We start from the raw sequence: 19,238 nt of genomic DNA on the forward strand, positions 1-19,238 counted from the left end.
AAGCCGGGGGAGCCGGGGGGCTTCCCCGGCTCACGTGCCCCGGTGCGGCTCAGGCCGTCAGGCGCACCGGCAGGCTCGCCAGGCCGCCCGCGATGAAACCGCCCGCGGGCATCAACTCCTCGGATGCTACAGCCAGTTGGATGTCCGGGAACCGCTCGAAGAGCGCCGGCAGCGCGGTCCGCGCCTCCAACCGGGCCAGCGGCGCGCCGATGCAGTGGTGCACCCCGTGCCCGAACGCCAGATGCTCCTGTGCCGCCCGCCGGACGTCGAACTCCGCGGCGTCCGCACCGTGCTGCTCCACGTCCCGGCCCGCCGCCGCGTACATCGGCAGCAGCGCCTCGCCCTTGCGGATCACCTCGCCGTGCGGCAGCTCGACGTCCGCCACCGCGAACCGCAGCGGCAGGCTCGCGATGCTCGGCATCCAGCGCAGCGTCTCCTCGATCACGTCGTTCCACGACGCGCCGCCGTCCCGCACCAGCTTCAGCTGCTCGGGGTGGGTCAGCAGCGCGAACACCGCGTTCCCCAGCAGGTCGACGGTGGTCTCGTGGCCGGCGCCGATGACCAGCAGCAGGGTGTCCAGCAGCTCCTGCTCGGTCATCCCCTGGCCCTCGTCGTCCCGGGCCGCCACCAGCAGGCTGGTCAGGTCGTCCGCGGGCGCCGCGCGTTTGGCCGCGACCAGCGAGCCGAGCAGCTCGGCCACCGCCCGCTGGGTCGCCGCGGCCTGCTCCGGCGTGGCCGTGGTGTCCATGATCTCCGCGACGACCCGGGCGAGTTCGAGCCGCGGCGCGCCCTCCGGATAGCCGAACAGCTCGCAGATCACCTGCATGGGCAGCGGGTGGTTGAAGGACTCCCGCAGGTCGACCACCTCGCCGGCGGGGCGCGCCGCCAGCCCGTCCAGCAGCTCCCGGGTGACCTCCTTCACCCGCGGCACCATGGCCTCCGTACGGCGCGCGGTGAACGCCGGGGCGATCAGCTTCCGCAGCCGGCGGTGGTCGGCGCCGTAGGCGGTGAACATGTTCGTCACGCCGATCCACGACTGGAGCCAGCTGCCGCGCACCTCCGCGCGCTGCCACTCCGGCCAGTGCGCGCGCGGGTTCTTCGAGATCCGGTCGTCGGTCAGCAGCTGCTTCAGCAGGGCGTGGCCGGTGACCCCCCACGCCTGGATGCCGCCGGGCAGCTCGATCCGGGCCGCCGGGCCTAGTGCGCGGAGGCGGGCGTTCTCCCCGTGGATGTCGGTTCCGGCGGGGTCGATGACGAAGGGCCGCGTTCGCTGTTGTGCCATGGCGTGGCTCCTGCCTGATCCGGGGTGATGGGGGTGAAGCGGGTCGGGAGGGCGGCCAGGGACCGGTGGAAGGCCCCGTTGCGCCACGTCAACTCACTGGGGTGGACGGTGAGTTCGATGTCCGAGAGCCAGGCGGTGAGCCGCTCGATCGCGGTGATGGCGATCAGCAGCGCGTGCCGCTTCACCGGGCAGGCGTGCGGCCCCGCCGCCCACGCCAGGTGCGATCCGCTGCCCGACCCCGGCCCGTCCACACCCGTGGTGTCGAACTGGCTGTTGGCCGCCGCGTACGAGACCATCACCAGCTGCCCGGCGCGCAGCCACGTGCCGTGGAAGAAGACGTCCCGGACCGGGAAGTGCGCGGAGTAGTTGGCGATCGGCGGGGCGTTCCACAGCACCTCGTTGATGGCGTCGTGGACGGTCAGCGCGCCGCCGGAGACGGTGTGGTAGTAGCGGTCGTCGGAGAGCATCCGGGCCAGCGCGTTGCCGATGAGGTTGGCCAGCGGCTCGTTGCCCGCGCCCATCACGAGGATGATGTTGTGGATCAGTTCCTCGTCGCCCAGGGCGTTGGGATGGTCCATCATCCACGACGTGAGGTCCGGCCCGCGCTGCGCCTTCTTCGCGCCGACCAGCTCCATGATGTACTGCGTGTACGCCTCGTTGGCGGCGTTCGCCTCCTCCGGGGAGTTGCCCTCCATCATCCCCGCGATCGCCGCGATCAGCCGCTCGCTGTAGGAATCGGGCAGCCCGAAGAGGGTGTTGAACATCAGCAGCGGGATCAGCCGCGCGTAGTCCGCGATCAGGTCCGCCTCGCCGCGGGCGCCGAACCGCTGGATCAGGGTGTCCGCCGCGTGGTGCACCCGCGCCCGCAGCTCGTGCGGCTCGACGAGCTTGAAGCTGTCGACGATCACGTCGCGGTAGCGGACGTGCGCCGGCCCGTCGCTGTAGAAGACGTTCGGCCGCCAGTGCAGCATCGGCATGACCGGCGAGTCCGCCGGGACGGTCTGCATCCAGGCCCGGGAGTCCTTGGACCAGGTGCTGTCGTCGTTCAGCAGGTCCAGCGCCGCCCGGTAGTCGGTCACCAGCATCGCGGTCACCTCGGGCGCGATCTCCACCGGCGCCACCGCCCCGTACTGCCGCAGCTGTGCGTAGATGCGCTGCGGGTCCGCGGCGAACTCCGGCCCGTACAGCTTCACCGGCGCGTACGCGTCCGGGTGCGCCGGGGCCTGCGGCGGCATCCCGTGCGCCGGACAGCCCGGCGGCGGAACGGCGGCCTCCGGCTGCGGTGGAACGGCCTGCCCGGGGCAGGACGGCGGCGGGGCGGCGCCCGGCTGGTGGCCCGGCTCGTACGGGGAAGTCACGGGTTTGCGTTCTCCTCGGGCTGGGGCGTGTGGTCCAGGACATGGCGGACCAGCGAGATCAGCGCGTCGACGGACTGCTCCCGGTCGCGGGCGTCGCACAGCACCAGCGGGGTGTCCGGGTGCAGGTCGAGCGCCTCGCGGAGCTTTTCGACGTCGTACTGCGGGGCGTCGGGGAAGGTGTTGACCGCGACCGCGTAGCGCAGCCCGGCCTCCTCCACGATGTCCATCACCTCGAACGAGTCCGCCAGCCGGCGGGTGTCCGCGAGGACCAGGGCGCCCAGCGCGCCGCGGGCGATGTCCTGCCACAGCGGGCGGAAACGCTTCTGCCCCGGGGTGCCGAACAGGTACAGCACCAGGTCCTCGGTCAGCGTCAGCCGCCCGAAGTCGATGGCGACGGTGGTGGTGGTCTTGTCCCGCACCCCGGCGAGGTCGTCGACCATCGCGCCGGACTGCGTCATCACTTCTTCGGTGTGCAGCGGCGGGGTCTCCGACAGCGCCCGGATCAGTGTGGTCTTGCCGACCCCGAACGGGCCGGCGACCAGCAGTTTCACCAGGGTCTGGTGCTCGCCCGCGAGGTACATGGTGCCGGTCCCGGCGCCGGGGCTAGGACTTGAGAGAGCGGAGTCCATCGAGAACCCTCTCCAGGATCTGCCGGTCGAATTGCTCGGCTTCGGGTATGGGGACTCGGGCGTGCAGGCGCCCGGCATCGACGAGGTCGGCCACCAGCACCTTCACCACGCTCACCGGGAGGTGCAGATGGGCGGCCACCTCGGCCAGAGTCAGCGCCCCGGGCCGGAGCAGCTCCAGAATCCGGTGCTCCTCGGGGCGCACCTCACTGGTGAGCGGCATGTCCACGCCGATCAGCACGGTCAGCCGGTCCAGTGTGTTGCGGCTCGGCCGGGCGCGTCCGCCGGTCGCCAGATAGGCCGGTACGAGGCGCCGTCCGCTGCTCTGGCGCGGCGTCATGCCAGGCCACCGGTGTCCCGGGCCGGGCTGTTCATGACTTTCTTGCCCAGCGTCGTCACCTGGATCTGCATGTGGTGCGCGACGACGCCCATGTTCACCTCCGGATCGGCGAACACGGCCAGGCAGGTGTTCTCGCCCGCCGGGATCGCGAAGACGAAGCCCTCCTCGGACTCGATCACGGTCTGCCGCAGCCGGGCGTCGTCCTTCTCCGTGAACGCCGCGGTCACCGCGCGCCCCGCGCCCTGGAGCGCGGACATCATCGCCGCGACGCCCTCACCGGCCTCCCGTGACAGGCCCGGTGAGGCCCCCTCGATGAAGCCGTCGCCGGAGATGACGGCGGCGTGGACGACATGCGGCAGCTCCAACAGGGGAGCCAGCACCCAGGACTTGTCCTCGGTGACACGGCGGCGGGTGGGGCTGTTCATGACTGGGCGTTCCCTTCGGGACTGCGCGGGGGTTCTGTCTGGGCTGCGGCCCGGCCGGACTCGGTGCCTCGCTGGAGCGCCGCCCAGCGGGACCCCGTCTCCTCCGGGGAGCGCAGGTTGAACGTTTCGGTGGGGGTGTCGACCTCCTGCTCGGCGACCGGACGACGGCGCCGGCGGCGCGGCAGCTCACCCTCGGCCGGCGACTGCGGCTGCGGCTGCGGCTGCGCCGGCTCCGGCGCGGCGGACTCCGCGGCCGGGGACGGGGCCGGAGCGGCGTGCGCGGGCCGCTGCTGCGCGGGCGCGGCCGGCGCGGCTCCCGCGGGGGTGGCCGGCGCGCCCGCCCCGCTCGGCATCGCGGACGGCACCGCCGCCCGGTCCCGCGGCCCGCCGGGGGCCCGGTGCGGCATCGGCGCCATCACCGACATCGGCCGCGCGCCCTCGTCGAGCACGGTCAGCAGCGGATCGCCCGGGATGTACACCACGGCCCGCACCCCTCCGTACGGCGACGCCTCCACGTGCACCCCGAACCCGTACTGCCGCACCAGCTGGCCGGCGGCGGCGAAGCCCGACCGCGGCGGATCGCCGAGCTGCGTCAGCAGCAGGCCGTCACCACCCGCCAGCAACTCCATCGCGTGCTTGATCTCGTCGTCGTGCATGCCGACGCCGTAGTCGTCGATGATCACCGAGGCGCCCCGGCTGCCCTGCTGGAGCGTGACGGAGACCGGCAGTTCGCGGTGTGAGTGGTGCAGCGCGTTCGCCAGCAGCTCGGTGACGGTGATCGCGATCGGCTCGACGGCCCGCGCCACCACCGCGACCGGGTCCCGCAGCTGGTTGCTGATCTGCACCCGCTCGTAGCCGCGCAGCCGCGAGGTGGCGCCCACCACCAGCTCCGCGAGGTAGGAGTCCTCGCGGGTCAGGCCGGGCCAGGCACCGCACACCACCCCCGTGGCCTGGACGCGCCGCAGCGCCTGCTCGTTGAGGAAGTCCGCCTCCAGCAGGTCCTGCGCGATCTGCGGGTCGTCGTACGTGTGCTGCATCGTCTGCAACGACGTCTGCACCTGGTACAGCAGCGCCTGGATCGTGGTCGTCGCACCGCGCAGCGTGGCCTGCGCCGCCGCGTCGACCCGGGTGCGCTCCTTGGTGATCGCCGCACCGACCTGCTCCAGCACGGCGTTCAGCGCCTCGTCGGTCTCCGACCCGCCGAACCGTTTGTCCAGCAGGCCGCGCACCGGTACGTGCGGGTGGGCCAGCGCCAGCGTCAGGTCGGGCAGCCGCGCCTCGGCCAGGTGCCGGATCTCGGCCTCCGTGGCCCGCAGTCTGGCCGACAGCTCCGTGTTGCTGTGCAGCGTGGCGCTGTTGTGTTCCTCGGCGGCGGTCAATCGCGTTCTGAGCCCGGCACGTTCCTTGCGCACACGGACGAGGAGCGCCGCCAGCACCACGGCGGCGGCCGTACCTGCGCTGAGGCACCACAACAGCGCCTGCGGTATGGATGTCATCGAGATCCTCGTTTGGGACGGACGGGGATGTCTCGGCCACGCCACGGCTGCGGTGCGCCGATGTTCACGCGATGCTACCTGCCGCCTGACGGGCTGTGAGGGTCCTCAGCGTGCGGAGACTGAGAAGTACGGAAGGTCACGTTCCGGCGTTGATGACCGGTCAGTAACGTGATGTGGCCCCGTCATCCGGGGGATGGCGGGGCCGTGTGAAGGTGATGTGGGTGAGGCGTGGTCAAGCGCCCGGGAACCGGCCGCCCTTGACAGCGCCGATGAACGAGGCCCAGCGGTCGGCCGGGAAGACCAGGGCCGGACCGTGGGGGGCCTTGCTGTCACGGACGGGGACGAAGCCGGGGAGGTCGTTCGAGACTTCCAGGCACTCGTCGTTGTTGTGACCGCTGTAGCTGCTCTTGTACCACTGAGCAGCGCTCAGTTCGTACTCGCGCATCGTCGGTATTCCTCCGCCGTAGATTCGATCAGGGCCAGGGACGCCTCGGGCGAGAGCGCTGCGGCCCGGATCAAATCGTAATCCTGTTGCACACGCTTCACTATGGCCGGGTCGTCCAGCAGCGTCCCCGAATACATGCCCTCTGTATAGACAGTTGGCGGCGCGTCATCGAAGTCCATGAGCTTCAGTAGCTTGCCCATGGATGGATGTGGGCCCGCGGCGAACGGGAGGATCTGGATCAGGGCCTTGTGTTCGTGGATGAGCTGCAGGATGTGTTCCAACTGGCCAGCCATGACGGCAGGTCCACCCACGGGAATCCGTAGGACGGCCTCGTGCAGCACGGCCCAGTACACGGGCCGCTTGGCGCCTTCGAGGGCGACCGCGCGGTCCAGGCGCGAGCGCACGCCGTCATCGAACTCCTCGTCCGGCGCGAACGGGTTGCCCGCGCGCATGACAGCCCGCATGTACGGCTCGGTCTGGAGCAAGCCGGGCACCGCCATCGGCGCGAACTCGCAGATCTTCGTCGCCAGCGGCTCCAGCTCCACCACCTTCGCGAAGTAGTCCGCATACCGCTGGTCGTCGATGAGCTTGCGCCATGCCCGCTCGAAAAAACCGTCGGTTTGTAGCACCTGGTCGATGCGCATCGCGACATCCAACTGCGGCCGACGGATGGCCTGCTCGAACTGTCCGATATATCCGCCGGAGACGAACACCTTCTCTCCCAGCATCTCCTGGGTTAAGGCGGCGTTCTCCCGGTGCCGCTTGAGTTCGGCGCCCCAATACTCCCAGAGTACTTGGCGTGAGGCATTGGCCATGGTCTACTCCCTTTCCCTGCCCGGCAGTTGCAGAGTCGATCCTGTTGCTCAGGCTAGCTCCGTGGCGTCACGCTTTCACTGCGAATCGTGAAAAGGAGGTCGCCGATGAAGAATCGCGCTGAGGTGGAAACCGTGCTCACGGAATTGCGGGAAGCCTTGGCCCGAGCTGGCATCATTTTGCCGTCGCTCGGGCTCGACCCGGTTTCGTACGCGCATCGCAGCATGCCCCCGCTCGTGGAATTGGGGCGCTGCAATATGGACACCGCCAGGCGGCTGGTGAAGGCGCTGGGGGAGGGGTGAGGGCGCCGGTGGCGGCCCCGGCGTTCGGGGCGTACGTGATCGACATCCGGGACGGGCGGGTCGGGCAGGTGGTCGGCCGGGAGGGACCGCGCCTGTGGCTGCGGCCCGTCGGGGGCGGGCGGGAGTGGGTGTGCGCCCCCGAGGTCGTCCGGTGCGCCTCGGTCGCCGAGCGACTGCGGGCCGAGACCGGCTATGCGAATGCCCGCAGCCGGGGCGAGCGGGCCTGACGGCCGGCCCGGCCGCCGCGTGCGGGAGAATGGCGGCATGACTCTGTTCCGCGACGACGGCATCGTGCTGCGCACCCAGAAGCTGGGTGAGGCGGACCGGATCATCACGTTGCTTACGCGAGGTAACGGTCGGGTACGGGCCGTGGCCCGGGGCGTGCGGCGCACGAAGTCGAAGTTCGGGGCCCGGCTGGAGCCGTTCTCGCATGTGGACGTGCAGTTCTTCGCGCGCGGCGGGGAACTGGTCGGGCGCGGGCTGCCGCTGTGCACGCAGAGCGAGACGATCGCCGCGTACGGTGGCGCGATCGTCAGCGACTACGCCCGCTATACGGCCGGGACGGCGATGCTGGAGACGGCGGAGCGGTTCACCGATCATGAGGGCGAGCCGGCCGTGCAGCAGTATCTGCTGCTGGTCGGCGGGCTGCGGACGCTGGCCAACGGGCTGCACGCGCCACACCTGGTGCTGGACGCGTTCCTGCTGCGCTCGCTGGCGGTGAACGGATATGCGCCGAGTTTCGACGCCTGTGCGCGGTGCGGAATGCCCGGTCCGAACCGGTTCTTCTCCGTGGGGTCGGGCGGGGTGGTGTGCGGTGACTGCCGGGTGCCCGGAAGCGTCGTACCCTCCTCTGAGGCCATCGGGCTCCTGAGCGCGCTGCTGACCGGCGACTGGGAGACCGCGGACGCCTGCGAGGCGCGCCATGTCCGGGAGGGCAGCGGCCTCGTCGCGGCGTATCTGCACTGGCACCTGGAGCGCGGCCTGCGGTCCCTGCGTTATGTGGAGAAGTGAGCAACAGCGCCGGATGCGACCGTCGGCCACAACGACACCGTGAACACACCGTCCATCGACATCGATATTGCATAGGAGACGTGGGGCGCATGGCAGTACGCGGGATTCTGGGGCGTAATCGACGTGAATACCAGACGCCCGAGCCGCATCCCTCGGGTGCGCGTCCGCCGAAGATCCCCGGCGAACTCGTTCCCAACCACGTCGCGATCGTGATGGACGGGAACGGGCGGTGGGCGAAGGAGCGTGGGCTGCCGCGCACCGAGGGCCACAAGGTCGGCGAGGGCGTGGTGCTGGACGTCCTCAAGGGCTGTATCGAAATGGGCGTGAAGAACCTCTCGCTCTATGCCTTCTCCACCGAGAACTGGAAGCGGTCGCCGGACGAGGTCCGTTTCCTGATGAATTTCAACCGGGACGTCATCCGGCGGCGCCGGGACGAAATGGATGCCATGGGTATCCGTATCCGGTGGGTGGGCCGGATGCCGAAGCTGTGGAAGTCGGTCGTCCAGGAACTCCAGATCGCCCAGGAACAGACCAAGAACAACGACGCGATGACGCTGTACTTCTGCGTCAATTACGGCGGCCGGGCGGAGATCGCGGATGCGGCGGCGGCCATCGCGGCGGACGTCCGGGCCGGGAAGCTGGACCCGTCCAAGGTCAACGAGAAGACCGTGGCGAAGTACATGTACTACCCGGACATGCCCGATGTGGACCTGTTCGTCCGGCCGTCCGGTGAGCAGCGCACCTCGAACTACCTGATCTGGCAGAGCGCCTACGCGGAGATGGTGTTCCAGGACATCCTTTGGCCGGATTTCGACCGCCGGAACCTCTGGGACGCGTGCCTGGAGTACGCCAAGCGGGACCGCCGGTTCGGTGCGGCGCCGCTGGAGGCGGGCGAGACGGCGACCTGAGAACGGGCCCGCGCGACGGGCCGGTGAAACGGCGGACGGGCCGCCTCCCTGCGCGGGAGGCGGCCCGTCGTGCTCTGCTTCCGGGGCGTCAGGTGCGCCGGCCGCCGGTCTCCGACTCCGCCTTCGTCGCGCACTCGCCGCAGGTGCCGAAGATCTCGACGGTGTGCGCCACGTCGCGGAAGCCGTGCTCGGCGGCGATCTGGTCGGCCCACTTCTCCACCGCCGGGCCCTCGACCTCGACGGCCCGGCCGCAGCCGCGGCAGACCAGGTGGTGGTGATGGTCGTCGCTGCTGCACCGGCGGTAGACGGCCTCGCCGTCGCTGGTGCGCAGCACGTCGACCTCACCGGCGTCGGCCAGGGACTGGAGCGTCCGGTAGACGGTGGTCAGCCCCACCGAGTCGCCCCGGTGCTTGAGCATGTCGTGGAGTTCCTGCGCGCTGCGGAACTCGTCGACCTCGTCGAGTGCGGCCGAAACCGCGGTGCGCTGCCGCGTCGACCGGCCGCGGACCGGAGATCCCGCGCTCGTCGCCACCGTTGCCTCCCTAGGACGTCAGGACTTGACCCGCGCATGCGTTTGGCCATTGTGCCAGGTGATGACCGGAAGCCCTGTGCGGCGCTTACCTCTTCCTTTCCTTCCTCATGTGTCCCTGCCCTATGGCCGTCCGTCTCAGACCTTGACGTCTCAGACCTTGACGTCGTCCTCGGCAGGGCGGCTGCCCGGTATCTCCAGGGTGCACCCCTTGCCGGCCGTCGCGGCGGCCGCGGCCGCGCGCCTTCGGGCCAGCGGGGCGGCCAGCGCCGTGAAGACCACGAACAGCGCGATGGCGAACAGCACGATGGTCGCGCCGGACGGCACGTCGACGTAGTACGAGGCGGTGGTGCCGGTGAGGGTCACCGCGACGCCGATCGCCACCGCGGTCACGAAGGTCACCGCGAAGCTGCGGCTGATCTGCTGGGCGGCCGCGACCGGGATCACCATCAGCGCGCTGACCAGCAGCAGGCCGACGACCCGCATGGCGACCGTGACGGTGACCGCGGCGGTCACCGCGACCAGGAGGTTCAGCAGCCGCACCGGCAGGCCGGTGACCCGGGCGAACTCCTCGTCCTGGCAGACCGCGAACAGCTGGCGGCGCAGCCCCACCGTGATCGCCAGCACCAGCGCGGCCAGTACGCAGATCGTCGTCATGTCCTGCGGCGAGACGGTGGTGATCGAACCGAACAGATAGGTCCCCAGGTTGGCGCTGGAGCCCGCGTCCGAGAGGTTCATCAGCATCACACCGCCCGCCATGCCGCCGTAGAACAGCATGGCCAGCGCCAGGTCGCCGCGGGTCTTGCCGTACCAGCGGATCAGCTCCATCACGACCGAGCCGACCACCGCGACGAGGGTGGCGACCCACACCGGGCTGGTGTTGAGCAGGAAGCCCAGGCCGACGCCGGTCAGTGCGACATGGCCGATGCCGTCGCCCATCAGGGCCTGGCGGCGCTGGACGAGGTAGATGCCGATGGCGGGCGCGGTGATGCCGACGATCAGGGCGGCGATCAGCGCCCGCTGCATGAAGGCGAAGTTGAGCATTTCCATGGTGGCGGGCCCCTAGCTCAGCAGGCCGGTGTGGAGCGGCTCCACGGCGGCGTCGGCGTGCGGGTGGACGTGGTCGTGGCCGGGCAGGGCGTGCTGCCCGACCGCCTCGGGCGGCGGGCCGTCGTGGACGACGCAGCCGTCCCGCAGCACGACGGCGCGGTCGATCAGCGGCTCCAGCGGGCCGAGTTCGTGCAGCACCAGCAGGACCGTGGTGCCGCGGGCGACCTGCTCGCGGAGGGCCGAAGCCAGCACCTCCTGGCTGGCCAGGTCGACGCCGGCCATCGGCTCGTCCATGATCAGCAGATCGGGCTCGCCGGCCAGCGCCCGGGCGATCAGCACCCGTTGGTGCTGTCCTCCCGACAGGGCGTTGACGGAGTCCCGGGCCCGGTCCGCCATCCCGACCAGCTCCAGCGCGTGGTGCACCGCCGCCCGGTCCGCCCTGCGCAGCAGGCCGAGCCGCGTCCGGGCCAGCCGGCCGGCCGTGACCACCTCGCGGACGGTGGCGGGCACCCCGCCGGCCGCGGTGGTGCGCTGCGGCACGTAACCGATCCGCGCCCAGTCCTTGAAGCGGCGGAACGGCGTCCCGAAGAGCGCCAGCTCGCCGTCGGTCAGCGGGACCTGGCCGATCACCGAGCGGACGGCGGTGGACTTGCCCGAGCCGTTGGCGCCGAGCAGCGCGACGACCTCGCCGGTCCGCACGGTCAGGTCGATCCCGCGCAGCACCGGCCGGGCCCCGAGCGACGCGGTGGCCCCGCGCAGCTCGATGACGGCCGTCCGGTCCCGGGCGGGCGGGTCCCCGGCGGGCCGGTCCGCGGCCTCCGGGGCTATGACGGGCTGGCCGGTGTCCTTCATCTGCTGACCTCCGTCGTGCGGGGCGTCCCGGGGCGCGGGGTGCGCGGGGTGCGCGGGGGATGGGCGTGGTGCGGGGCGTACGGGCCGGTGTGCGGGGCGGGCCCGGTCCGCGGGCGGGGCGCTCGGCCGGTCACTTGGTGCCGAGCGCCTTCTGCAGCGCGGCGAGGTTGGCGCGCTGCACCGAGAAGTAGTCGGTGCCGCGGGACTTGCCGGTGATGCCCTCCAGCGGGTCCAGCACGTCCGTCTTCAGGTGCAGGTCCCCGGCGAGGGTCTTCGCGGTGGCCGGGTTGGCCAGCGTCTCGAAGAACACCGTCGAGACGTGGTGGGTGGCCGCCAGGGTGTGCAGGTCCTTGATGCGGTTGGCGCTGGGCTCGGACTCCGGGTCCAGGCCGCTGATCGCCTCCTCGGTCAGGCCGTACCGCTCGGCGAGGTAGCCGAAGGCCGCGTGCGTGGTGATGAAGGTGTCCGAGGCGCGGTTCTTCAGCCCGTCCGCGAACTCCTTGTTCAGCGCGTCCAGCTTCTTCACCAGGGCGTCGGTGTTCTTCTGGTAGTCGGCCTTGTGCGCCGGGTCGGCCGCCGCGAAGGTGGTGTTGACCCCCTTGGCGACCTGGGCGAACCGCACCGGGTCCAGCCAGACGTGCGGGTCCTGGCCGGGCTCGGACTCGGAGTGCGAGTGGTTGTCGCCGGTGGTGTGGTGGTGCCCGTCGACCTCGGGGCCGTGCGTCTCCATGCTGGTCAGCTTCGCCGCGTCGGCGATGTGCTTCACCCCGGACTGGGCGACCGCGTCGTCCACGGCGGGCTGCAGGCCCTTGAGGTAGACGATCGCGCCGGCCTCGCCGAGCCGGCCGGTCTGCTGGGGGGTGAGCGTCAGGTCGTGCGGCTCGACGCCGGGCTTGGTGAGGTTGGACACCTCGACATGGGACCCGCCGATCTGCTGGGCGAGGAACTGCAGCGGATAGAACGACGCCGTCACCTTCAGCTTGCCGTCGTCGGTACGCCCGGAGGCGTCGGTGGAGCAGGCGGAGAGGGTCAGCAGACCGAGAACCGCGGCTCCGGCGACGGCGGCGGTGGATATGCGACGACGTATGTTCATGACACTCATTTTCAACAAAGGTGGAAATGATTGTCAACAAAGTGCGCGCCAGGTCACAGCCCGCCGACAACCGGCCGGAACCGATCCCGAATCGATTTGGTCCGGGGGGTACGCCCGCCGCTACCCTGAACTATTCGCCCAGCCGTCTCGCGATCACCACACCTCACCGAGGCGCAGCGCGCCCCCTATCCACTGTCCGACGTCGTACTGAAGAGAGCACCGTGGCCGCCGACAAGATCGATACCATCGTCAGCCTGAGCAAGCGCCGTGGCTTCGTCTACCCCTGCAGTGAGATCTACGGCGGCTCCCGCGCTGCCTGGGACTACGGTCCCCTCGGCGTCGAGCTCAAGGAGAACATCAAGCGCCAGTGGTGGCGCGCCATGGTCACCTCCCGCGAGGACGTGGTCGGCATCGACTCGTCGGTGATCCTGGCCCCCGAGGTGTGGCAGGCGTCCGGCCACGTCGCCACCTTCACCGACCCGCTCACCGAGTGCACCTCCTGCCACAAGCGCTTCCGCGCCGACCACCTGGAGGAGGCGTACGAGGCCAAGCACGGCAGGCTCCCCGAGAACGGCCTCGCCGACGTCAACTGCCCGCACTGCGGCAACAAGGGCGGCTTCACCGAGCCCAAGCAGTTCTCCGGTCTGCTCTCCACCCACCTCGGCCCCTCGCAGGACACCGCGTCCATCGCCTACCTGCGCCCCGAGACCGCCCAGGGCATCTTCACCAACTTCGCGCAGGTCCAGCAGACCTCCCGGAAGAAGCCCCCGTTCGGCATCGCCCAGATGGGCAAGTCCTTCCGGAACGAGATCACCCCGGGCAACTTCATCTTCCGCACCCGCGAGTTCGAGCAGATGGAGATGGAGTTCTTCGTCAAGCCGGGCGAGGACGAGCAGTGGCACGAGTACTGGATGGAGCAGCGCTGGAACTGGTACCGCGACCTCGGTCTCCGCGAGGAGAACGTCCGCTGGTACGAGCACCCCAAGGAGAAGCTCTCCCACTACTCCAAGCGCACCGCTGACATCGAGTACCGCTTCCAGTTCGGCGGCTCGGAGTGGGGCGAGCTGGAGGGCGTCGCCAACCGCACCGACTACGACCTCAACGCGCACGCCAAGGCGTCCGGCCAGGACCTCGCCTACTTCGACCAGGAGGCCGGCGAGCGCTACACCCCGTACGTCATCGAGCCGGCGGCCGGTGTCGGCCGCACCATGCTCGCCTTCCTCCTCGACGCCTACACCGAGGACGAGGCGCCCAACGCCAAGGGCAAGCTGGAGAAGCGCACCGTGCTGCGGCTCGACCCGCGCCTGTCGCCGGTGAAGGTCGCGGTCCTCCCGCTCTCCCGCAACCCGCAGCTCTCCCCGAAGGCGAAGGGCCTCGCGGCGGACCTCCGGAAGTTCTGGAACATCGAGTTCGACGACGCGGGCGCCATCGGCCGCCGCTACCGCCGCCAGGACGAGATCGGCACGCCGTTCTGCGTCACCGTCGACTTCGACACCCTCGACGACAACGCCGTCACGGTCCGCGAGCGCGACACCATGAAGCAGGAGCGCGTGAGCCTGGACCAGATCCAGTCGTACCTGGGTGCGCGACTGCTCGGCTGCTGAGCCGCCTGACGGCGGGAACGCCGACGGTTCCGCCTGACGGCGGGAATACCGACGACGGCGCCGGCCGGTCCCCTAGCGGGGGGCCGGCCGGCGTTGTGTTGTTGTCGCGTCCGGTTGCCGGTGGCGCGTCCGGCCGCCCGTGCCCCTGGCCGTCCGGCGCCCGACACAGGTCCTAACCGCGCAGACCGCGCAGTACGAGGTCGCGGACGGCCTCGAAGTCGGCGGTGATCTCCGGGCGGGACCACTCGGGCGCGTAACACGGGTCGTGGAAGCGGCCGGTGGCGGCGAAGACCGCGTGCGCGGTGGTGGCGGGGGCGTCGGAATGGAAGGTGCCCTCCGCGACACCCGCCTCGATGATCTTCGTCAACTGCGCTTCGAGATCGCTGACATGCCGGTCGACCACGCCCCCGCTCTCACCGATCAACGTCATGTAGGTGGCGAAGAGTTCGGGATCGTCGCCGGCCTTGTGCCGCTTGGTGTCGAAGAGCGCGGCCAGCCAGTGGCCCAGCCGGTCCTCCGCGGGCCCCGCGTCGTCGACGATCGCCGCCAACTGCTCGCTGGTACGGTCCAGCCAGCGCGCCGTGACCGCCTCCCGCAGTGCCGTCTTCGTACGGAAGTGACGGTAGACGCTGCCGTGACTGACCCCCAGCGCCCGCGCGACATCGACCACCGTCGCCTTGGCCGGCCCGTACCGGCGCAGCACCTCCTCGGTGGCTTCGAGGATCCGCTCGGGCGTCAACGTCTCGGGTGGCATGGTGCCGGGCCGACCTTTCGATCAGGGGTTATCGACGCTACCTTCCCACGTAGCCGGCGTTTCCGCCGGGGTTCGCCGCTTGTCTGTTGCGCCTGCGGCGCATCGCGGTTCCGCTGCGCGGGGCTGTTGGGTGCGGTGCCGGGCCTCCGGGGCAGGGGGTGTGTCCGGACTGCTGTCGCTTTACGTCCGGACACACCCCCTGCCCCTCCGACCCGTCCCCTCCCGTGGGTGGTCATGGAAGACGGTGGGTGGGGGCTCGCGTGGGTGGTCCGGTGCGGGTCGCTCATCAGTTGACGGTCGCCCGACAATTGCCGGTCACTCATCAGTCCAGAGCCTGCACGGACCCACCGGGCACGAGCCTCAACTCACCTGAAATCCGACCCTCAACGGGAGGGGACGGGTCGGAGGGGGTGGTGTGCCGGACGTAAAGCGCAGCAGTCCGGCACACCACCCCCGGAGGCCCGTCACCGCACCCAACAGCCCCGCGCAGCGGAACCGCAATGCGCCGGAGGCGCAGAAGGGGAACTCCGCACGGCGGGGAACCCGAGAACGTGGGAGGGCGGCCAAGCGCAGCGGACCGGCCCCGCGCAGCGGAACCGCAATGCGCCGCAGGCGCAAAAGCAGCGGCGAACCCCGGCTACGTGGGAAGCAAAGCCAAGCGCTCAGCGTTCGCTGTCGAGGTGCGCCATCTGCGACTCCGGGTAGCGCGCGCCCGCCGCCGCGCCGGCCGGGATCGCGTGTTCTATGGCGGTGAGGTCGGTGGGGGTGAGGGTGGTGTCGAGGGCGCCGAGGGCCTCGGTGAGGCGGTCGCGGCGGCGGGCGCCTATGAGGGGGACGATGTCCTCGCCGCGGGAGAGGGCCCAGGCGATGGCGGTCTGGGCGACCGTGATGCCCTTCTCGTCGGCGATCTTGCGGAGGGCGTCGACCAGGTCGAGGTTGCGGTCGAGGTTCTCGCCCTGGAAGCGGGGGGACATGCCGCGGAAATCGTTGGCGGCGAGCTTGTGGTCGCGGGCGAAGTGGCCGCTGATCAGGCCGCGGGAGAGGACGCCGTAGGCGGTGATGCCGATGCCCAGTTCGCGGGCGGTGGGCAGGATCGTGTCCTCGATGCCGCGGGAGAGCAGGGAGTACTCGATCTGGAGGTCGGAGATCGGGGCGACGGCGGCGGCCCGGCGGAGGGTGTCCGCGCCGACCTCGGAGAGGCCGATGTGGCGGACGTGGCCGGCCTCGACCAGCTCGGCGATGGCGCCGACGGTCTCCTCGATCGGGACGTCAGGGTCGACGCGGGCGATGCGGTAGATGTCGATGTGGTCGGTGCCCAGGCGCTGGAGGGAGTAGGCGGCGAAGTTCTTCACCGCGGCGGGGCGGCCGTCGTAGCCGGTGAAGCCGCCCTCGACGGTGCGCAGGGCGCCGAACTTCACGCTGAGCAGGGCCTTTTCGCGCCGGGCGGCGGGGGCGGTGCGGAGCGCCTCGTTGATGAGGAGTTCGTTGTGGCCCATGCCGTAGAAGTCGCCGGTGTCGAGGAGGGTGATGCCCGCTTCGAGGGCGGCGTGGAGGGTGGCGAGGGATTCGGTGCGGTCGGCGTCGCCGTAGAGGGCGGACATGCCCATGCAGCCGAGGCCGAGGGCGGAGGTCTGCGGGCCGGTGGTGCCGAGGGTGCGGGTCTGCACGGCGTGCTCCTGTGGGTGGGAGGGGCGAGGGGTGGCGACGGCGGGATGGCCCGTCGCGCCGTGCATTCACCATGGCATGACGGCTGACAGATTTCAATATTTGTCATTCGTGAGGGTGAGGGGGTGCGTGCCGGCGAGGCTCCGAGGCGGCCCCGCCGCAGGTCAGCGCATGGTGCGGGGCAGTCGGAAGCCGAGCAGGGTGGTGCCCAGGACGATCACCAGCTGGGCCAGGACGGTCGTGAGGAACGCGTCGCGGATGCCCGCGGAGGGGAGCAGGGCGAGGAAGAGCGTGCCGAGCGTCGCCACTCCCAGCGCCAGCCCGGACTGCTGGGTCGTGACCATCACACCGCCGCCGACGCCGGCCTGCGCCACCGGCAGATCGCTCAGCACGATCCGCATCAGCACCGGCAGGACCAGCCCCTGGCCGAGGCCCAGCACGGTCATGCTCGGCGCGAGCACGGCCACCGGGATGTCGGGCCAGCCCGCCCGGACGGTCAGGGCGAGCGTGAGGAGCCCGGTGCCCTGGATCAGCGAGCCGGTGACCACCACCTTGCGCCCGAAGCGCTGCACCAGCCGGGGCCCGGCCAGCGAGGCGAGGAAGTAGCCGATGCAGAGCGGAGCCAGGGCGATGCCCGCGGCCGGCGGACCGTAGTGCAGTCCGCTCTGGAGGGCGACCGCCACCACGAACATGAAGCCGCCGAAGCCCAGCGTGAACGGGACGATCATGGCCAGCCCGCTGCGGATCGAGGGGATGCCGAAGAGCGAGGGCGGGACCAGCGGGGTGCGCCCGACGCGCTCCGCGCGGCGCTCCACCACGACGAACGCCACGGCGGCGAACGGGAAGACGGCCAGCAGCACCCAGGACCACAGGGGCCAGCCGGCGGCGCGGCCCTCGGTCAGCGGCAGCAGCAGCGTGACCAGCGCGGTGGCCAGCAGTGCGGTGCCGGGAATGTCCACCCGGCTGGGGTGCGGCGACCGCGTCTCGGGCACCGTACGCGCCGCCAGCGGCCAGGCCGCCACGGCGATCGGGACGTTCACCAGGAACACCGCGCGCCAGCCGCTGCCGGCCAGGTCGACCGAGACCAGCAGCCCGCCGAGCACCTGGCCGACGGCGCTGGCGACCCCGGCCGTGCCGCCGTAGAGGCTGACGGCCTTGGCGCGCCGCTGGCCGGTGGTGGTGGCCTGGATGGTGGCGAGCACCTGGGGCAGCAGCAGCGCGGCGGCCGCGCCCTGGGCGACCCGGGCGGCCACCAACGTCCAGGCGTCCGGGGCCAGTCCGCAGGCCAGGGAGGTCAGCCCGAACGTCGCCAGTCCCCAGAGGAAGAGGCGGCGCCGCCCTACCATGTCGCCGAGCCGGCCGCCGAGCACCAGCAGCGTGGCGTAGGCGACGCCGTAGCCGGCCACCACCATCTCCAGCGTCGCGGGGCCGGCGTGCAGATCGTGGTCGATGGTGGGCAGGGCGACGTTGACGATGAAGAAGTCGATCATCGGCAGGGCGGCGCCCAGCAGGACGGTCAGCAGGCCGAGCGGGGTGAGCATCGGGGCGGCCGTCGTACGGGGCCGGGCTGCGGGCCCGGTGGGCGGGGTGGTGGACGGTGTGTCCAACGTGGCGGAGGCGATGGGTGTTTCACTCACGGGTAAGAGAATCCCGGGGTGCTCAGCCGGGTACCAGAGTGTCCTTATCCTGGTATCAGCGCTACCTGGCAACCGGCTGCGGGCTGCGGCACGCTGGACGCATGACGGCGGATGTGAGCGAGGCGGTCGGGGCGGCGGGCACGAGCGGTGCCGCGAGGACGGTAGCGGGCCGCGACGGGCACCGTGCCGACGACGCGGTCCGGCGGGCGGAGCTGGCCGCCTTCCTGCGCAGCCGGCGCGAGCGGATCACCCCCGAGCAGGTCGGACTGCCGCGCGGCACCCGCCGCCGCACCCCGGGCCTGCGCCGCGAGGAGGTCGCCCAGCTCGGCGCCGTCGGCGTCACCTGGTACACCTGGCTCGAACAGGGCCGGGACATCCATGTCTCGCCCCAGGTGCTGGACGCCGTCGCCCGCGCCCTGCTGCTGGACCGCGCCGAGCGCAGCCACCTCTTCGCGCTGGCCGGCTCGGTCGATCCGTTGCCGGGCAAGGAGTGCACCGGTGTCCCCCGCGCCCTACGGGACGTCCTGGACCAACTCGCCCCGTATCCCGCCGTCGTGCAGAACAGCCGGTTCGACATCCTCGCCTACAACAGCACCTACGGGCAGCTGTTGTGCGACCTGGACGCGCTGCCCGACGAGGACCGCAACTGCATGTGGCTGGCGTTCACCCACGACGGGTGGCGGACGGGTCTGGCCGACTGGGAGGCCACAGTCCGGACGATGACGGCCAAGTTCCGCTCTGCGATGGCCGAGCACGTCGCGGAGCCGGTCTGGAAGGCGCTGGTGGCCCGGCTGACGGAGGCGTCGCCGGAGTTCCGCGAGATATGGGCGCAGCACGAGGTCGAGCGTCCCAGGGGCGCGGTCAAGGTCTTCCGGCATCCGGTTGTCGGCGTCCTCCAGCTGACCGGCACCAACATGTGGCTGGGGCCCAACCACGGGGCGAAGATGCTGACTTACACGCCGGCGGACGAGGCGAGCCGGGAGCGGCTGCAGGAGCTGGAGAAGCTGGCGCACGCGGTGGCGGTGTAGAGCAGGCCGATCCCCCTGCT

At 71.0% G+C, this 19,238-nt stretch carries 21 protein-coding genes; 6 read left to right on the plus strand and 15 right to left on the minus strand.

The annotated features are described in order from the left end of the window. Window positions 1-49 precede the first annotated feature (49 nt). The 8 genes from ACRAS8_RS23925 to ACRAS8_RS23960 all read right to left on the minus strand — a co-directional run bounded on the left by ACRAS8_RS23925 (window position 50) and on the right by ACRAS8_RS23960 (window position 6,787). Window positions 50-1,282 (minus strand): cytochrome P450 family protein, encoded by a 1,233-nt coding sequence (locus ACRAS8_RS23925; RefSeq protein WP_438488042.1) that lies wholly within the window; start codon window positions 1,280-1,282, stop codon window positions 50-52. Next, complete coding sequence (locus ACRAS8_RS23930) at window positions 1,198-2,640, minus strand: cytochrome P450 (protein WP_438488043.1); 1,443 nt, start codon at window positions 2,638-2,640, stop codon at window positions 1,198-1,200. Before ACRAS8_RS23930 ends, ACRAS8_RS23925 begins: the two co-directional genes overlap by 85 nt. Then, on the minus strand, window positions 2,637-3,221 hold the full coding sequence (locus ACRAS8_RS23935) for a GTP-binding protein (RefSeq protein WP_438490583.1): 585 nt from the start codon (window positions 3,219-3,221) through the stop codon (window positions 2,637-2,639). The genes ACRAS8_RS23930 and ACRAS8_RS23935 overlap by 4 nt, the downstream gene beginning before the upstream one ends. Before the next feature lie 22 nt (window positions 3,222-3,243). Beyond that, window positions 3,244-3,606 carry a DUF742 domain-containing protein gene (locus tag ACRAS8_RS23940; RefSeq protein WP_438488044.1) on the minus strand — a complete coding sequence of 121 codons (363 nt, stop codon included), beginning with the start codon at window positions 3,604-3,606 and terminating at the stop codon, window positions 3,244-3,246. Further along, the gene (locus tag ACRAS8_RS23945; protein WP_438488045.1) at window positions 3,603-4,031 is read right to left on the minus strand and encodes a roadblock/LC7 domain-containing protein; all 429 of its coding nucleotides are present in this window, start codon (window positions 4,029-4,031) and stop codon (window positions 3,603-3,605) included. Before ACRAS8_RS23945 ends, ACRAS8_RS23940 begins: the two co-directional genes overlap by 4 nt. Further along, window positions 4,028-5,527 carry an ATP-binding protein gene (locus ACRAS8_RS23950; protein WP_438488046.1) on the minus strand — a complete coding sequence of 500 codons (1,500 nt, stop codon included), beginning with the start codon at window positions 5,525-5,527 and terminating at the stop codon, window positions 4,028-4,030. The genes ACRAS8_RS23945 and ACRAS8_RS23950 overlap by 4 nt, the downstream gene beginning before the upstream one ends. A 232-nt stretch (window positions 5,528-5,759) precedes the next feature. Continuing rightward, a complete protein-coding gene (locus tag ACRAS8_RS23955; RefSeq protein ID WP_438488047.1) occupies window positions 5,760-5,972 on the minus strand; it encodes a DUF397 domain-containing protein in 213 nt (70 codons plus the stop codon). After that, window positions 5,954-6,787 (minus strand): helix-turn-helix domain-containing protein, encoded by an 834-nt coding sequence (locus ACRAS8_RS23960; RefSeq protein WP_438488048.1) that lies wholly within the window; start codon window positions 6,785-6,787, stop codon window positions 5,954-5,956. Before ACRAS8_RS23960 ends, ACRAS8_RS23955 begins: the two co-directional genes overlap by 19 nt. Before the next feature lie 105 nt (window positions 6,788-6,892). On the opposite strand from ACRAS8_RS23960, the gene ACRAS8_RS23965 reads away from it, so the two are divergent. From ACRAS8_RS23965 to ACRAS8_RS23980, 4 genes are all read left to right on the plus strand, one after another. After that, complete coding sequence (locus ACRAS8_RS23965) at window positions 6,893-7,087, plus strand: hypothetical protein (RefSeq protein WP_438488049.1); 195 nt, start codon at window positions 6,893-6,895, stop codon at window positions 7,085-7,087. Beyond that, the gene (locus tag ACRAS8_RS23970) at window positions 7,084-7,314 is read left to right on the plus strand and encodes a hypothetical protein (RefSeq protein WP_438488050.1); all 231 of its coding nucleotides are present in this window, start codon (window positions 7,084-7,086) and stop codon (window positions 7,312-7,314) included. Before ACRAS8_RS23965 ends, ACRAS8_RS23970 begins: the two co-directional genes overlap by 4 nt. Before the next feature lie 37 nt (window positions 7,315-7,351). After that, window positions 7,352-8,098 (plus strand): DNA repair protein RecO, encoded by a 747-nt coding sequence (gene recO, locus ACRAS8_RS23975; RefSeq protein WP_438488051.1) that lies wholly within the window; start codon window positions 7,352-7,354, stop codon window positions 8,096-8,098. Window positions 8,099-8,187: 89 nt separating this feature from the next. Then, complete coding sequence (locus ACRAS8_RS23980; protein WP_438488052.1) at window positions 8,188-9,006, plus strand: isoprenyl transferase; 819 nt, start codon at window positions 8,188-8,190, stop codon at window positions 9,004-9,006. 88 nt (window positions 9,007-9,094) lie between these two features. Here ACRAS8_RS23980 and ACRAS8_RS23985 read toward each other — a convergent pair whose 3' ends face one another. From ACRAS8_RS23985 to ACRAS8_RS24000, 4 genes are all read right to left on the minus strand, one after another. Beyond that, entirely contained in the window at window positions 9,095-9,538 is a 444-nt protein-coding gene (locus ACRAS8_RS23985) for a Fur family transcriptional regulator (RefSeq protein ID WP_438488053.1), read from the minus strand. A 150-nt stretch (window positions 9,539-9,688) separates the two neighbouring features. Further along, window positions 9,689-10,585 (minus strand): metal ABC transporter permease, encoded by an 897-nt coding sequence (locus ACRAS8_RS23990; protein ID WP_438488054.1) that lies wholly within the window; start codon window positions 10,583-10,585, stop codon window positions 9,689-9,691. A 12-nt stretch (window positions 10,586-10,597) separates the two neighbouring features. Further along, on the minus strand, window positions 10,598-11,437 hold the full coding sequence (locus ACRAS8_RS23995) for a metal ABC transporter ATP-binding protein (protein WP_438488055.1): 840 nt from the start codon (window positions 11,435-11,437) through the stop codon (window positions 10,598-10,600). A gap of 130 nt (window positions 11,438-11,567) precedes the next feature. Further along, the gene (locus tag ACRAS8_RS24000) at window positions 11,568-12,530 is read right to left on the minus strand and encodes a metal ABC transporter substrate-binding protein (protein ID WP_438488056.1); all 963 of its coding nucleotides are present in this window, start codon (window positions 12,528-12,530) and stop codon (window positions 11,568-11,570) included. Between the two features lie 221 nt (window positions 12,531-12,751). Between ACRAS8_RS24000 and ACRAS8_RS24005 the strand changes: the two genes are divergently transcribed. Next, complete coding sequence (locus ACRAS8_RS24005) at window positions 12,752-14,134, plus strand: glycine--tRNA ligase (protein WP_438488057.1); 1,383 nt, start codon at window positions 12,752-12,754, stop codon at window positions 14,132-14,134. 172 nt (window positions 14,135-14,306) lie between these two features. Here the strand turns inward: ACRAS8_RS24005 and ACRAS8_RS24010 are convergent, their stop codons facing one another. The 3 genes from ACRAS8_RS24010 to ACRAS8_RS24020 all read right to left on the minus strand — a co-directional run bounded on the left by ACRAS8_RS24010 (window position 14,307) and on the right by ACRAS8_RS24020 (window position 18,190). Beyond that, entirely contained in the window at window positions 14,307-14,888 is a 582-nt protein-coding gene (locus ACRAS8_RS24010; RefSeq protein WP_438488058.1) for a TetR family transcriptional regulator, read from the minus strand. A gap of 662 nt (window positions 14,889-15,550) precedes the next feature. Then, entirely contained in the window at window positions 15,551-16,555 is a 1,005-nt protein-coding gene (locus ACRAS8_RS24015; RefSeq protein ID WP_438488059.1) for an aldo/keto reductase, read from the minus strand. A 162-nt stretch (window positions 16,556-16,717) separates the two neighbouring features. Then, window positions 16,718-18,190, minus strand: a complete 1,473-nt coding sequence (locus ACRAS8_RS24020) for an MFS transporter (RefSeq protein WP_438488060.1) — start codon at window positions 18,188-18,190, stop codon at window positions 16,718-16,720. Between the two features lie 101 nt (window positions 18,191-18,291). Here ACRAS8_RS24020 and ACRAS8_RS24025 point away from each other — a divergent pair, with 101 nt between their 5' ends. Further along, window positions 18,292-19,218 carry a helix-turn-helix transcriptional regulator gene (locus ACRAS8_RS24025; RefSeq protein ID WP_438488061.1) on the plus strand — a complete coding sequence of 309 codons (927 nt, stop codon included), beginning with the start codon at window positions 18,292-18,294 and terminating at the stop codon, window positions 19,216-19,218. Window positions 19,219-19,238: the final 20 nt, after the last annotated feature.

The organism is Streptomyces sp. S186 (assembly GCF_051603415.1).
Taxonomy (GTDB): domain Bacteria; phylum Actinomycetota; class Actinomycetes; order Streptomycetales; family Streptomycetaceae; genus Streptomyces.